The following is a 12,801-nucleotide window of genomic DNA, read 5'->3' as shown; positions in this document are numbered from 1 at the left end:
CTCGGTTAAATTCATTTTGCCCATGACCCATATCTAAGCATAGATAGGGGTGCTAATTCAATGACGCACTGCACTAGCGGAGCACCGCGACGGCGGCGGCGCCAGGAGCGCTCCGACCGGCCGACGACACAAACGGTGGGCCCTTTGTCTGACTCGGCAAAGCCGCAGACTTGTGTCCACCATGGCGTTACTCCTCGTTCCGGTAGAGGAGCCGACAGAGCTTTTACTCTCACCGGTCTCACGCACAAAACCCATAGCGAAGGTGATGAATGACGTCCATCACCTGTTCTCGCTTTCGCTGTGCGAGCAAGTCCAATGCGCTGTGACCTCCGAAACCAATGGTCCGGCTGATGAGCCAGCCTGCCGCTCGGTCTTCCGACTCGAACGTCGCAAGCAGTTCCTCGACTACTTCCGGGTCCATCGCGCGCAAAGCATCCATTGCCCGATGGCCAGTGTCTTGGAGGGCCGTGTACAAATCGCAAGCGTCGCTAGCCAGCGTGTCGAGCGGATTGACGTCACTTGAGGTCATGTTCTTCTGCGCTGTTGGGTTACGATCGAAACAAGCTTTGTGCGTGCTCGGGACAACGCGTCCGGAGCCACCGGTCTTCAACGATACGACCTCGGTTCCCGCACACTTCACAAAGGCGAGCACTTATCGCTTCGGCTAGTTCGATCATGCCTTCTTGCTCGTCATTTTGGCCGCACGAATAGAAGCGAAGCCTGCCGAACTTCTCCTTCACCTGAGTAGCAACTACTTGCGGCGCGCCGTTCTTCGTCGCGGCTTGCAACTGCACACAAAGCGCGTCGATGAGGTCAAACCATCCGTCACCGCATTCGAAACCTCGTGCGTGAATTGGCCTCTGCGAATCAGGGATGCAGAAGTCGTCGCGAGGAGCAGCGCGCTTGACTGTGAAGATGAGCGGGTAATTGGCGCGCAACATGGCATCTAGTCCCGGGCTCATTCTGTTGTCTCCCTTAATAGTGCGACACACATATGTACGACAGTATTGGACGCCGTTTGCAAGCGAGCCTTTAAGCGTAAGCCCCACTTTGGGCCATAGCTAGCAATCTCGAAAAAAGTTGACGACCCTCGCACGTGCTCATGTATTCGGCTGGTCGTTTGCCGCCTAATGCGGGCAGCGGCGTGTGCAGCCACCGGTGCACTCACTTTGCAGCGTCGAAACCTTCGGGGTCGCCCGACTCGTCGACCATGGTCTGCACTTGCGCGATCAGCTCCAACACCGCTCGTCGTTGCACGTGGTCCGCTTCCCTCATGTTGTAGCTCCATGAATACGACGCCACAGGATAGCTTCCACCCTTTCCGCGCCAGAGTCGGTCATGACAGCCTGAATGGGCGTTTTCCCGCCGAGTGCAATCTGCGCATTCGACATCCACGCCGCGGCGTCTCTCGAATCGCTCCACACATGCTGTGCGAGGCGGAGCAGCCGTGCCAAGGACGGACCTTGGCGCCAGGACTTCATGTCTTCGATGGACACACCGGAGATCGCCGACTTAACCGAGCCAGCCAGCTTGAGAATTGACCGCCTTTCTCCTTCCTTGGGGCGCTCTGGTGAAGCGGTGAGTCCCTGCTTTCCATACGCCCCGTTGCCGGACGTGACGCGCAGACGATGGGCATCGAAGCATATACATTTCGACGGAGACGCCAGCGGCAAACTCCCTTCCGCGACCAGCGCTGCACCGGCCCCACGTTTCGCAACATCCGCCGTCCGACGTGCAGTCGCCACGCCAGTGATTCGTGTAAGCCAAAGGGCCGCGGTAGAGGCGATAGCGAGGAGGACTGTGGTGCGCGATGTCATGACTCATCCGTCTCCGGCTTCTTGGTAGAATCACCGCGCGCAATGGACCCGCGCAACCGACTGAATCGCTCGAGGCCCCTCCGAAGGCTCTCATCTTTGTCCGGGTCGGAGGCACGCTGCCACCGGTCGGGCTCTGCGATAGAATGCAATCCGAGTTGACTTGCTGTCTTGATGGGCAAGCGCAACACGAGGTTCACACCGCCACATGCACCCGAACGATTCTCGCCGGTCACCGACTCAACGTCGACGCCACGAATCTCAAGGTACACCACGCCTGACTCAAAGAGTTCCTCGTAAAGGTGCCAAGTCGGTTCGTCGCCTTCGGCTGAGTGGTAGGCAAGGGTTGCTTTTGTGCTCATGAGATTCTCTGCGCTCGCGTCAAATGCATAAGGGAAACACACCGTGCTCAACCGGTCCGAGCACATCCATTACGAACTCGACGCCAAACTCCTTATCGCGCGAACTCATCGACGTGGCGCCTTTAAATGCAGCGACCGGCGAGTTAAGCCACGCAAATCCAAGATCGAAATCTTCAAAGGTCTCGGCAGCGCGAGCCAGGACACGTGCGAGGCGCAACAATGCGGCTGACTCCTCGCAACCCCAACCATCGCTGCGCACCTGCAACTCCCTGATGGCCATAAGGCAACTCCTCGCCGCCGTGTTTTCGTCTTTAGGCGTAGACGCAAAAGTCCATGCGTAAGAGCAGAGTCATGACCGCGCGCATTCCGCTCGGGTCGTACAGCATGTCGAGCGGTCGGCGGCCGTCCAAGGCGATAGCTGGCGCAGCGAGCCAGTCTTGCGCTGCTTGTACGGACCCGAGCACGCTGATCGCCTGCTCCGTTATAGTGCTCAACACTAGAACATCCATCATCAGTTCCTCTGGTCGACCTCGAGTAACGCCGTCCGCGTGGCAGGACGCCGATTCGGACAGGGAACTACCTCGAGTCAGCGAACTGCCACAGTTGGGTTTGGGCAGCCGGCGGCCCAATTCGCCGGGCCCGCCCTGGTCATTAGCCGGAAGGCCCTCGCAGTGCACTTCCAACGCGTCCCCACTACCTACGCGGTGGACTCACCCTGCATTCTCAGAAAGCTGGCACACTCGTGCGCCCCTCGCACAGTGAATAGTCGATTTTCGACTATTCGATTTTGGACTATTCGAAGTTTGTCGGCAAGCTTTTCCGCCTCTGCCAGCTTGGTCGAAAAGTGGAAAAGTCGATTTACACCCAACAATACGAGCTCATGCTAGAAATCCTCCGCAACGCCAGGAAAACCGCTGGGATTTCACAGGCGGAACTGGCTTTGCGATTGGATCTCACTCAGTCAAAAGTCAGCAAGTGCGAGGTCGGGGAGCGCCGTCTGGACTTTATCGAGGTCCGGGAGTGGTGCCGGGCAATAGGTCTTCCCCTGACTACGTTGTTGGATGAGATCGAAGTCGGCATTTCCAGACTTGAAGCGATGAAGGCAAGCCTAAGGAAGCCAGCCAAGAAGCGTACAAGGAAGGCTCAGCAATAACGACCTGTACGCAGGATTGCCTTGGCCGCAGACGTCTCCGACGATGCAATGTCTATCAACTTTGCTCGCCTTCGCCAACGACGATCGACTTTGAGGGCGTCTCTTGGCTGACGGGCGATGCGATCGACCGGTCCAGCGGCGGTCTTCTCCAAGCGCTAGATTGCGGCGTCGGCAAGGCGGATACTTCCAAGGGTGCTTCGACTCAGTTTAGGAAGTGGATCCGCGCGGCATCCGGTGCCGTCCTGTAGACAAGGCCCTCGTCGAACATAACGGCTCCAGGAGGCCGCGCTCACTTTAGTAACGCCGCAACTTGCTGCAGGTGGAATGATCACGTCGACGCGGGCGTCCCGCGCCGCAGTATGAGGCAGTAGCCTACGGGCTTCCGTTTGCCTTTGATTAGAAGCGGCTCGAAACGCTGTAGCGCTTGTCCCAGTTCGAAAGATATGCCTTCGTCAGCGCATGGTCACCACGAACAAGCATGCCATTCTCCGCGTTCCGCTGCTGCGCTGCCTTTGTGAAGTTGAAAGAGCCAGTGAACACCGCCTTGCCGTCGAAAATCATGACCTTGTTGTGCGCGATAGCCGGCTTGATGTCGATGGCGACATCGATGCCAGCATTGCGCAGATAGGTCGCTCCAGAATACTTCTGCGAAACCTGGCTCTTATCGAGGATGACCCTCACGTCGACACCGCGGTCCTTCGCACGCTTGATTGCAGCCGCGATCGGAGCGCTCGTGAACGAGTAGGCCTGCACGCGGAGCTGCGAACGCGTCTGGTCGATTGCTGAAACGAGGAGGTCCTGGCAGCTTGCACCGTCGGGCACGAAGCACAGTTGGTACGAAGCGCCATCCTCGAAATCGGCGGGCTTAGTGCCGGCGGCGGGGCCCCAATGCAAAAGGTCAAGCGCGCCGGCGGACGGAGCGAACGTGCTGCAAATGGCCGCAACGACGATCGATGCGAGAACTGCAAACTTCAGTTTCATTAGCGCTTGCGGAAGTAGTGGTTGTCGCACGCGTTACGTTACCAAACAAACTCCTTCTTGAGCGCTGCTTTAGGCTTGGCGTTTTCCGTTACTGGTCCGCACTGTTCGCGACCGCACGTGTCCGCCAGCACCGTTTTGTGTGGATAACTTTCGGCCCGCCCCCCCCTGCACCCCCTGTAGGAGGAAAGAGATAGAGGACCGAAAACACAAAAGCAAAACCTTCAACCCTCGCGAACTAAGGGTGTTCGCGAAGTAAAGTGAACACCTTGGGTCTGCATAAAACATCGTGCCGCAGGATCCGTCGAACAACCGGAGCATCTGGTCGCGCATCGAAGAAGCGGTGCGCCGGCTCACCGAGGAATCGGGCGAAGCGTACGTCGTCACCGGGCCGCTGTTCTCGGGCCGGCAATTGCAGACCATCGGCGAATCGCGCGTGCTCGTGCCGACGCAACTGTACAAGGTCGTGTATCTGCCGCAGCGGCAGATTGCTTTCGCGGTGGTCGTCGAGAACATGCCGACCAAAACCTATACGATGAAGACCGTGCGCGAACTCGAAGCAATGAGCGGCCTCGCGTTTCCCGGCATTCCCGACGCACTGAAAGACAAACGAATTGGAGGATTGAGAGGTGTTTAAGCCATTTGCCAACGATACCGACGCGATGAACATCGCGGGCGACGCCATCAACATCGTCAACGGCAAGACGCGCGTGACGGTCAGCGGCGACCTGACCATCGCGCGGGACCAGGCGGGACTGGCCGCCGCGCAGGCGCTCCACGATGCGCTGGGCGCGATCGTCGAGGCGCTGAAGAAGGAATCGAACCTTCCCGCGAAGCTGCCGGACGAACCGCCCGCGCCCACCGGCACCGCCGACAATCCGTTCATCTGACGTGATCGAATGCCACGTGAGCCCGAGTCCGCTCGGGCCGATTCTTTATCGCGCGGAAGGCGACTGCCTGACCGGGCTTTTCTTCGTCGGGCAGAAGCATTTTCCGCCGGGCGTGACGATGCCCGCTGAAGATCGCCCCGCGCCGCGCGTGATCGATCAGGCGCGGGAAGAGATTGGCGAATACCTCGCGGGCGGGCGCCGGGCATTCTCAGTGCCCACGCGACTGCACGGCACGGCGTTCCAGCAGCAGGTCTGGGAGTTGTTGCGCCAGATTCCTTTCGGCGATGCCTGGACCTACGGCGATCTCGCGCGCCGGCTGGGTTTGCCGCCGGGCGCATCGCGGGCCGTCGGCGGCGCGAACGGGCGCAATCCGGTGGCGATCATCGTGCCGTGTCATCGCGTGATCGGCGGCGACGGCGAGTTGACGGGCTACGCGGGCGGCGTCGATCGCAAGCGCTGGCTGCTCACGCTCGAAGGCGGACCGGGCCGCGAGCAGTTGCAGCTGTTCTGACTATTTCAACTGCACAAAAAAGCTCGCGGCCATGCGGTGCGCGAGCTTTTTTCCGGGCGCCTTGCGATGCGGCTTACTGCTTCAGCAGAATTTCCACGCGGCGATTCTCGGCGCGGCCATCGCTCGTCGCATTCGATGCAACCGGGCGTGCCTTGCCGTAACCCTTCATCGCGAACGCCTGCGCCTGAAGGCCGTGGCTCTTCGGATACCCGAGCACGGCTTGCGCGCGGCGCTCCGACAGCGCGACGTTGTATTGCGCGGGACCGACGGCGTCGGTGAAGCCTTCGACCGTGACCGAAGCGAAGGTCACGTCGCGGACTTCGGCGATGAGCCTGTCGAGAATGGTCCGGGCATTCGGCGTCAATTGAGCGCTATCGAAGGCGAAGTTGGTCTTTTCATCGAGCGTGACCTTGCGTGTGGACGCCGGAGCCGGCGCGACGGGCGCGGCGGCAGGCGGCGGCGCCGGCTGAGCGGCCGGTGCAGGCGCGGGCGCGGGTTGAGCGGGCGCGCCGCACATGAAGACGACTTCGCGCGCATCGCCCGGTGCGCGCGTGCCCGTGACGTTCTGCAGCACGGTGTATGGCTGATTGCCGCAGGCGCTTTGCACGGCCTTCATGCAGGCGCTGCCGCTTTCGAAAAGGCCGTAGCATTCGGCGCGAAACGCCTGCTGCCCGCTCGACGTTGTGATCGGCTGAATATTGAACGTAGCCCCGGAATTGGACGCACAGCCGGAAAGCACGGCAGAAATAGCAAAGACAGCGGCGACGGTTTTCTTGAACATCTCGATTTTTATCAGGGAAGCGCAACGCGTCTGCGACGACACGTCGTTATTGAGAGCGGTGCTTGCCTTGCCCGCCTCGTACGGCAACGCGGGCGTTCATAAGCGGGGCGATTCTACAAGCGCGATCGCGCTCGTCGCAGAAGATAAATCCCAATTTATCGAACTAATCCGACGCTCGATTAATGAGATTAGCTAGCGCAGTTTTTGGCGCTTCGAATCGGTTTGAGAAGATTGCGACGACGGCTTCGCATCGAGCGATTCACGCGGCGCCATGATGCGCGAATCCGATGGCGGTTCGGACAAGCGCGAGAAGATTCCCCTGTCCGCCTGAAACCTGAACGGCGCGCTGGAAAGAATATGCGGATCGATCAAAGGTTCGGCGGTCCGCGCCAGAACAGGCGACGACAACAGGGAAACGAAAAAAGCGGCGCGCGCGACGGCGGCCGAAACTGAATGCGGATGGTGCATGGCGTGAAAGGCAGTGACTGGCGCGGCGCGCGCCGGAAGGACGGCCGGAAGTTCACGGCGTCCACGAAAACGAATGGCCGCCATTTCACCAGCCCGCACGCTCGCGAACCATGAGAAGCGTCTCAAATCGGTCTGTCCACGACGAAACGCCGCATGGGGCCCGAGCGGGCGCGAATAATGCAGCGACAGTCCGCTAGATTGCGCCTGCGATTCCGAGCTTCGCAGCGCCACGACGCGTCCGGTTCGTGCGTGACCGACGCCGAACCCATGCAGCACGGCATCGCGGTGAGCGAATTTATGCATCGAACGGCGACAGTCTGCCTTTCGTCAGCCATAATTCGCCATCTCGAAAAAAGCGGTCCGCCGGGTAAAAACGAAAATTTCATGAGCCAAGACGACAATCTCCCGCCCGATCCATCGCCGCAACCGGTCGCCAGCGACGGCAACGTCACGACGGGCGTGCCGGGCCTCGACGATATCCTCGGCGGCGGTCTGGTCGAAGGCGGTCTGTATCTGATCGAAGGCATGGCGGGCGCCGGCAAGACGATTCTCTCTTCGCAAGTCGGCTTTCACCGCGTCGCGAAGGGCGACAAGGTGCTGTACGTCACGCTGATCGCGGAATCGCATACGAAGCTGCTGTCGCATCTGCGCGCGCTGTCGTTCTACAACGCCGACGCCATCTCGGACCGCATGCTGTTCGTGAGCGGCTACCACGAGCTGATGCGCGACGGCCTCTCGGGTTTTCTCGCGCTCATCGCCTCGACGATCAAGACGAGCCGCCCGCGCTTCATGGTCATCGACGGTTTTCGCAGCGCCCGCGAGTTCAGCTCGACCGAACTCGAACTCTCGCAGTTCATCCACGAGTTGTCCGCGTTCGTGTCCGCCGCGCGCTGCACGACGCTGATCCTCGCGCCGCTGTCGGGCAACGAGCCGCATCCGGAGCACACGCTGGTGGACGGGCTCATCGAGCTGAACCGGTTCAACACCGGCATGCGCCGCGCGCGCGAAATCGAAGTCCACAAGCTGCGCGCCCGCGATCATCTGCTCGGCAAGCATTTCTTCAATATCACCGAAAACGGGCTCGTCACGTTCCCGCGCCTCGAAGCATCGCGCGGGCACACGGCCAACCCGTCCCATTTCGAAGGCAGGCTCGACTTCGGCTTCCCGAGCTTCGACCGCATGCTCGGCGGCGGCGTGATGCGCGGCTCGACCACGACGATCATCGGGCCGTCGGGCGTCGGCAAGACGCTGCTGGCGTTGAAGTTCCTGCAGGCGGGCGTCGATCGCGGCGAGCGCTGCGTGTACTTCGGCCTTTACGAATCGCCCGATCGGCTGGTCGCCAAGGCGCAGTCGGTGGGCATCGACCTGACCGCGGCCGTGAACGACGGACGCCTCGCGATCCAGTGGCATTCGGCAGTCGAACTCGCCATCGACGAACTCGCCTCCGAACTGATGGCCGTCGTCGCGCGCACGAACGCGACGCGGCTCGTGGTGGACGGCATCGACGGCTTTCTGCAGTCGGCAAACCGCATCGAGCGCTTCGGCCTGTTCATCAACGCGCTCACGCAGCGGCTGCGCAGCGCCGGCGTGACCGCCTTGCTGACCGAGGAACTGCCGCTCTACAACGAATTCGCCGCGCCCGCGACGCTGCGCGCCTCCGCGATGACCGAGAACATCGTGCTGATGCGTTACGTCGAACTGAATTCGGCGCTTCATCGCATGGTGGCGGTCGTCAAGCAGCGCGAAGGCGCGCACGATTCGGCGATCCGCCGGCTGACGATCGATTCGCGCGGGCTGCACTTGAGCGAGGGATTCATCGGACCGACGGGCATCCTGTCCGGGCATCCGTCGCTCTCGCCCGCGCTTTCCGTGTCGGATCCCGGCGCGCGCGCATGAAAAAGATCCTCGTCGTCGACGACGAATTCGACATCCTGACCACCTGGCGGCTCGTGCTCGAAATGGAGGGCTACGAGGTGACGACCGCGTCCAACGGACGCGTCGCGCTCGAAGCCGCGAACATGAACGCGCCGGATCTCGTCATCACCGACTGGATGATGCCGCACAAGGACGGCGTCGAGCTGATCCGCGACCTGGCGGCAAGCGAGTCGCTGCGCAAGGTGCCGGTGATCCTGATGAGCGCGGCGGCGAATGCGCCGGAGTTAGAGCATCCGTCCGCGCGGTTTCGCCGCAAGCCGTTTTCCATTGACGATCTGATCGCACTCGTGAACCATTTGATCGGTCCGGCCTGAATCGCGAAACACGTGCGATGAAGCGCCGGGCACGAAGCGTGCTCTATCGTCCGCTCCGGCACTGCCGGTTGTATCGAAGCAGCATCGACGCAGTTTCGAGGCAATTCCAACGCAAACCGCTTCAACCAGAATGGGAGGCACCATGGTGCAAGATCAAGTGGAAGGCACGGCGCAGAACGTGGTCGGCAAGGTGCAGGATGCGGTCGGCGCGCTGACGGGCGACGCGGGCGCGCAGGTCGAAGGCAAGGCCCGGCAGGCGTTCGGCTCGCTTCAGGAGAGCTACGGGCAGACGCTCGACAACGTGCGCTCCGCTGTGTCGAATCAGCCGATCAACGGCGTGTTGATCGCGGCGGCTGTCGGCTTCGTGCTCGGCGCGTTGTGGAATCGCGATCGTTGAGCATGACGTGCGCTGCTTAGCCGGCGCATCGGCCTGAAAAAAACAAAGCCGACGCATCGCGCGTCGGCTTTGTCGTTGCTGCGGTCGCGCTAGACGGCAAGCACGTTGGAGAGCATGCCGATTCCCGCAATCGATACATCCACGCGCGCCCCGTCCTTGATCGACCCGACGCCGACCGACGTGCCGCACGCGATCACATCGCCGGGAACGAGCGTCATGTCGTGCGAGATCAGGCTCACCTGCTCGGCGGGCGAGAAGATCATGTCGTCGAGCGGATAGTTCTGCCGTTCGACGCCATCCACCGTCGTCGTGAGCGTCGCGCTGCGCCAGTCGAAGCCGCTCACGATAGCCGGCCCCAGGCACGTGAATGTGTCGAAGCCCTTCGAGCGGCACCACTGCGCGAAGTTGGGATCCTCCTGCAGCAGTTCGATCGCGGTGACGTCGTTCACGCATGTGTAGCCGAAGATCGCGTCCTCGGCCTCTTCCACCGACGCCGCCGACACCGTCTTGCCGATCACGATCCCCAGTTCGCCTTCATACGCGATCTTGCCGTGATAGCTGCGCGGTCGCCTGATCGACTCGTTCGGTCCGATGACCGACATCGGCGGCTTGATGAGAAAGAGCGGATGCTGCGGCGGCGCCTTGTCGAGCTTCTGCGACAGCGCGTAATAGTTGTTCCACAACGCGACGATCTTGCTCGGCTCGCACGGCGCGAGCAGCGTGAGGTCGTCGGCGGCGAAGGAGATGTCGGTCGGGCGCGGACGATCGAAAAGCGCGCCGTCGTGCTGCACGACGCGCCCCGAGTGCGAATCGAGCGTGCCGAAGCCGATGCGGCCGTCGCCATCGCGAAAGCGTATCCAGGTGGTCACTTATGCGGTCCTCGTTGGATGAGGGAGCGCGGGCCGCGCTCCCTCGTTTCACGTCAGATCAAACCCGCGCCACGCGCCCACTTATATTTCGCACCGAGCACGGCAACCGGCAATTCGGTCGAATACGCATAGGCCGGCACGCCGTGTTCATACAGATACTCGGCGGCCTCCTCCACCTGCACGTCGCCCGCGAGCGACGCCACGATCGGCTTCTCGATGCCGCGCGCCTTCATTTCCTCCTTCACTTCGATAACCAGCTTCGCAAAGACCATCGGCGGCGTGATGATCGTGTGCCAGTAGCCGAGAATGATCGAATGAATGCGGTCGTCTTCCAGCCCGAGCTTGATCGTGTTCTTGTACGTGCTCGGCGGCTCGCCGCCCGTGATATCGACCGGATTGCCCGCCGCGCCGAACGGCGGAATGAACTTGCGGAACGCGGCGTCGAGGTCGTCGGGCATCGTCATCAAGGACAGATTGTTGTCCACGCACGCATCCGAAAGCAGCACGCCCGATCCGCCCGCGCCCGTGATGATGACGACGTTCTCGCCCTTCGGCGTCGGCAGCTTCGGAATGCCGCGCGCGAATTCGAGCAGATCGCGCAGCGACCGCGCGCGGATCACGCCGCATTGCTGGAACACGTCCTCGTAGATCTTGTCGTTGCCCGCGAGCGCGCCGGTGTGCGAACTCGCCGCGCGCGCCCCGAGGCTCGTGCGGCCCGCCTTCAGCACGACGACCGGCTTCTTCTTCGATACGCGCTTCGCCGCTTCCGCGAACGAGCGGCCATCCTTCAGATCTTCGCAATGCTGCGCGATGATCTCGGTGTTGTCGTCCTGCTCGAAGAACGTGAGCAGATCGTCTTCGTCGATATCGCTCTTGTTGCCGAGGCCGACGATCGCGGACACGCCCATTTTCGCCGAACGCGAGAAGCCGATAATCGCCATGCCGATCCCGCCCGACTGCGACGACAGTGCCGCCTTGCCCTTCACGTCGTACGGCGTGCAGAACGTCGCGCAGAGATTCTTCGGCGTGTAGTAGAAGCCGTAGATGTTCGGGCCCATCATGCGAATGTCGTACTGACGCGCGATCTTGACGATCTCCTCCTGGCCTTCGTGATTGCCCGTCTCCGCGAAACCCGACGGAATCAGCACCGCGCCCGGAATCTTCTTCTCGCCCACTTCGACGAGCGCCTGCGCGACGAACTTCGCGGGAATCGCGAACACGGCCACGTCGATGACGCCCGGCACGTCCTTCACGCTCTTGTACGCCTTGCGGCCCATGATCTCGTCGGCTTTCGGGTGGATCGGATAGATCGTGCCCTGATAGCCGCCGTTGATCAGGTTCTTCATCACCGAATTGCCGATCTTGCCGTCCTCGTTTGACGCGCCGATCACCGCGACCGCATCCGGCTTCATGATGCGGTTCATCTGCGTGACGATCTGCTCCTGCGTCGGACGATAGCGCGGCGCGGCCGGCTCGAAGTCCATCACGATGCGCACGTCCGCCGCGACCGCGCCGCTCGGGCTCGCGAAGACCGGATTCAGGTCCATCTCGGAGATTTGCGGGAAATCGTCGACGAGACGCGACACGCGCTCGACCAGCGTGATGAGCGCCTCGCGATTCACGGGTTCCGCGCCGCGCACGCCGCGCAGCACCTCGGCGGCCTGAATGCCGTCGAGCATCGACGCGGCTTCTTCGCGCGTGACGGGCGCCAGGCGGAACGTCACGTCCTTCAGCACTTCGACCAGCACGCCGCCGAGACCGAACGCGATCAGCTTGCCGAACGACGGGTCCGTCACCGCGCCGATGATCACTTCCTGCCCCGCGCCGACCATCTGCTGCACCTGCACGCCGACGATCGTCGCGTTCGGATCGTACTTCTTCGCGTTCTCGATGATCGTCGCGTAGCCGGCCCGCACGTCGGCCTCGTTCTTCACGCCGACGAGCACGCCGCCCGCCTCCGTCTTGTGCAGGATTTCCGGCGAGACGATCTTCAGCACCACCGGATAGCCGATGAACGACGCGAGCTTGGCTGCATCGTCCGCGCTCGTCGCCACGCCTTCCTGCGGCACGGAAATGCCGTATGCATCGCAGACGAGCTTGCCTTCCGGCGCGGTCAGCGACGTGCGGCCCTCGGCCTTCACGCGATCGAAAATCTCGGAAACGCGGCGTTTTGCATCGGCGGCATGCAGCGGCACGACGTTGGCGGTCTGCGTGGATTCGTTGCGGGCTTCACTGCGTTCCTGGACGACGGTGCTGTTCATTTGGTATGTCTCCGTGTGTAGGGGCGTGCCGGTCCGCGCCGCCCCTCTTGCGGGGGCGGCGGCGTCAA

The 12,801-nt window shown here is 61.9% G+C and carries 18 protein-coding genes and 1 pseudogene; 7 read left to right on the top strand and 12 right to left on the bottom strand.

All coding sequences use genetic code 11. The features are described from left to right. Nucleotides 1-238: 238 nt before the first annotated feature. The 7 genes from AWB72_RS23275 to AWB72_RS23245 all read right to left on the bottom strand — a co-directional run bounded on the left by AWB72_RS23275 (nucleotide 239) and on the right by AWB72_RS23245 (nucleotide 2,685). Entirely contained in the window at nucleotides 239-529 is a 291-nt protein-coding gene (locus AWB72_RS23275) for an MbcA/ParS/Xre antitoxin family protein (protein WP_087128748.1), read from the bottom strand. A 19-nt stretch (nucleotides 530-548) separates the two neighbouring features. After that, the gene (locus tag AWB72_RS23270) at nucleotides 549-941 is read right to left on the bottom strand and encodes a hypothetical protein (RefSeq protein ID WP_143754674.1); all 393 of its coding nucleotides are present in this window, start codon (nucleotides 939-941) and stop codon (nucleotides 549-551) included. 91 nt (nucleotides 942-1,032) lie between these two features. Next, on the bottom strand, nucleotides 1,033-1,164 hold the full coding sequence (locus AWB72_RS29710) for an antitoxin Xre/MbcA/ParS toxin-binding domain-containing protein (RefSeq protein ID WP_280174597.1): 132 nt from the start codon (nucleotides 1,162-1,164) through the stop codon (nucleotides 1,033-1,035). Nucleotides 1,165-1,271: 107 nt separating this feature from the next. Continuing rightward, entirely contained in the window at nucleotides 1,272-1,481 is a 210-nt protein-coding gene (locus AWB72_RS29820) for an antitoxin Xre/MbcA/ParS toxin-binding domain-containing protein (protein ID WP_374728916.1), read from the bottom strand. A gap of 332 nt (nucleotides 1,482-1,813) precedes the next feature. Beyond that, on the bottom strand, nucleotides 1,814-2,176 hold the full coding sequence (locus tag AWB72_RS29280) for a hypothetical protein (protein ID WP_208863177.1): 363 nt from the start codon (nucleotides 2,174-2,176) through the stop codon (nucleotides 1,814-1,816). A gap of 19 nt (nucleotides 2,177-2,195) precedes the next feature. Continuing rightward, the gene (locus tag AWB72_RS23250) at nucleotides 2,196-2,456 is read right to left on the bottom strand and encodes an antitoxin Xre/MbcA/ParS toxin-binding domain-containing protein (RefSeq protein ID WP_087128744.1); all 261 of its coding nucleotides are present in this window, start codon (nucleotides 2,454-2,456) and stop codon (nucleotides 2,196-2,198) included. Nucleotides 2,457-2,487: 31 nt separating this feature from the next. Continuing rightward, nucleotides 2,488-2,685, bottom strand: coding sequence for an MbcA/ParS/Xre antitoxin family protein (locus AWB72_RS23245; protein ID WP_244285724.1), 198 nt, complete (start codon nucleotides 2,683-2,685; stop codon nucleotides 2,488-2,490). A gap of 278 nt (nucleotides 2,686-2,963) precedes the next feature. On the opposite strand from AWB72_RS23245, the gene AWB72_RS23240 reads away from it, so the two are divergent. Further along, nucleotides 2,964-3,329, top strand: a complete 366-nt coding sequence (locus AWB72_RS23240) for a helix-turn-helix domain-containing protein (RefSeq protein ID WP_244285722.1) — start codon at nucleotides 2,964-2,966, stop codon at nucleotides 3,327-3,329. 396 nt (nucleotides 3,330-3,725) lie between these two features. On the opposite strand, the gene AWB72_RS23235 is transcribed toward AWB72_RS23240, so the two are convergent. Beyond that, nucleotides 3,726-4,310 (bottom strand): phospholipase D family nuclease, encoded by a 585-nt coding sequence (locus tag AWB72_RS23235; RefSeq protein ID WP_087128741.1) that lies wholly within the window; start codon nucleotides 4,308-4,310, stop codon nucleotides 3,726-3,728. A gap of 280 nt (nucleotides 4,311-4,590) precedes the next feature. On the opposite strand from AWB72_RS23235, the pseudogene AWB72_RS23230 reads away from it, so the two are divergent. The 3 genes and pseudogenes from AWB72_RS23230 to AWB72_RS23220 all read left to right on the top strand — a co-directional run. Further along, a pseudogene (locus AWB72_RS23230) lies at nucleotides 4,591-4,944 on the top strand (DNA/RNA non-specific endonuclease); the annotation flags it as partial. After that, on the top strand, nucleotides 4,937-5,197 hold the full coding sequence (locus AWB72_RS23225) for a hypothetical protein (RefSeq protein WP_040053699.1): 261 nt from the start codon (nucleotides 4,937-4,939) through the stop codon (nucleotides 5,195-5,197). The pseudogene AWB72_RS23230 and the gene AWB72_RS23225, both read left to right, overlap by 8 nt. Before the next feature lies 1 nt (nucleotide 5,198). Next, nucleotides 5,199-5,708: a methylated-DNA--[protein]-cysteine S-methyltransferase gene (locus AWB72_RS23220; RefSeq protein WP_040053698.1), complete on the top strand. Its 510-nt coding sequence runs from the start codon at nucleotides 5,199-5,201 to the stop codon at nucleotides 5,706-5,708. A 73-nt stretch (nucleotides 5,709-5,781) separates the two neighbouring features. On the opposite strand, the gene AWB72_RS23215 is transcribed toward AWB72_RS23220, so the two are convergent. Together AWB72_RS23215 and AWB72_RS28650 are read right to left on the bottom strand one after the other, a co-directional pair. After that, nucleotides 5,782-6,489 (bottom strand): OmpA family protein, encoded by a 708-nt coding sequence (locus tag AWB72_RS23215; protein WP_087128761.1) that lies wholly within the window; start codon nucleotides 6,487-6,489, stop codon nucleotides 5,782-5,784. A 192-nt stretch (nucleotides 6,490-6,681) separates the two neighbouring features. After that, nucleotides 6,682-7,188: a hypothetical protein gene (locus AWB72_RS28650; RefSeq protein WP_143754673.1), complete on the bottom strand. Its 507-nt coding sequence runs from the start codon at nucleotides 7,186-7,188 to the stop codon at nucleotides 6,682-6,684. Nucleotides 7,189-7,341: 153 nt separating this feature from the next. Between AWB72_RS28650 and AWB72_RS23205 the strand changes: the two genes are divergently transcribed. The 3 genes from AWB72_RS23205 to AWB72_RS23195 all read left to right on the top strand — a co-directional run bounded on the left by AWB72_RS23205 (nucleotide 7,342) and on the right by AWB72_RS23195 (nucleotide 9,603). Further along, nucleotides 7,342-8,853, top strand: coding sequence for an ATPase domain-containing protein (locus AWB72_RS23205; RefSeq protein WP_040053745.1), 1,512 nt, complete (start codon nucleotides 7,342-7,344; stop codon nucleotides 8,851-8,853). Beyond that, the gene (locus tag AWB72_RS23200; protein ID WP_040053696.1) at nucleotides 8,850-9,206 is read left to right on the top strand and encodes a response regulator transcription factor; all 357 of its coding nucleotides are present in this window, start codon (nucleotides 8,850-8,852) and stop codon (nucleotides 9,204-9,206) included. Before AWB72_RS23205 ends, AWB72_RS23200 begins: the two co-directional genes overlap by 4 nt. 142 nt (nucleotides 9,207-9,348) lie before the next feature. After that, on the top strand, nucleotides 9,349-9,603 hold the full coding sequence (locus AWB72_RS23195; protein ID WP_040053695.1) for a CsbD family protein: 255 nt from the start codon (nucleotides 9,349-9,351) through the stop codon (nucleotides 9,601-9,603). An 89-nt stretch (nucleotides 9,604-9,692) separates the two neighbouring features. Here the strand turns inward: AWB72_RS23195 and AWB72_RS23190 are convergent, their stop codons facing one another. Together AWB72_RS23190 and AWB72_RS23185 are read right to left on the bottom strand one after the other, a co-directional pair. Beyond that, nucleotides 9,693-10,472, bottom strand: a complete 780-nt coding sequence (locus AWB72_RS23190; protein WP_040053694.1) for a fumarylacetoacetate hydrolase family protein — start codon at nucleotides 10,470-10,472, stop codon at nucleotides 9,693-9,695. Nucleotides 10,473-10,525: 53 nt separating this feature from the next. Next, a complete protein-coding gene (locus AWB72_RS23185) occupies nucleotides 10,526-12,733 on the bottom strand; it encodes an acetate--CoA ligase family protein (protein ID WP_244285721.1) in 2,208 nt (735 codons plus the stop codon). Nucleotides 12,734-12,801: the final 68 nt, after the last annotated feature.

Source organism: Caballeronia concitans (genome assembly GCF_001544615.1).
Taxonomy (GTDB): domain Bacteria; phylum Pseudomonadota; class Gammaproteobacteria; order Burkholderiales; family Burkholderiaceae; genus Caballeronia; species Caballeronia concitans.
Note: the sequence above shows the minus strand (reverse complement) of the source record. Positions and strands in the feature narration are given on the sequence as shown.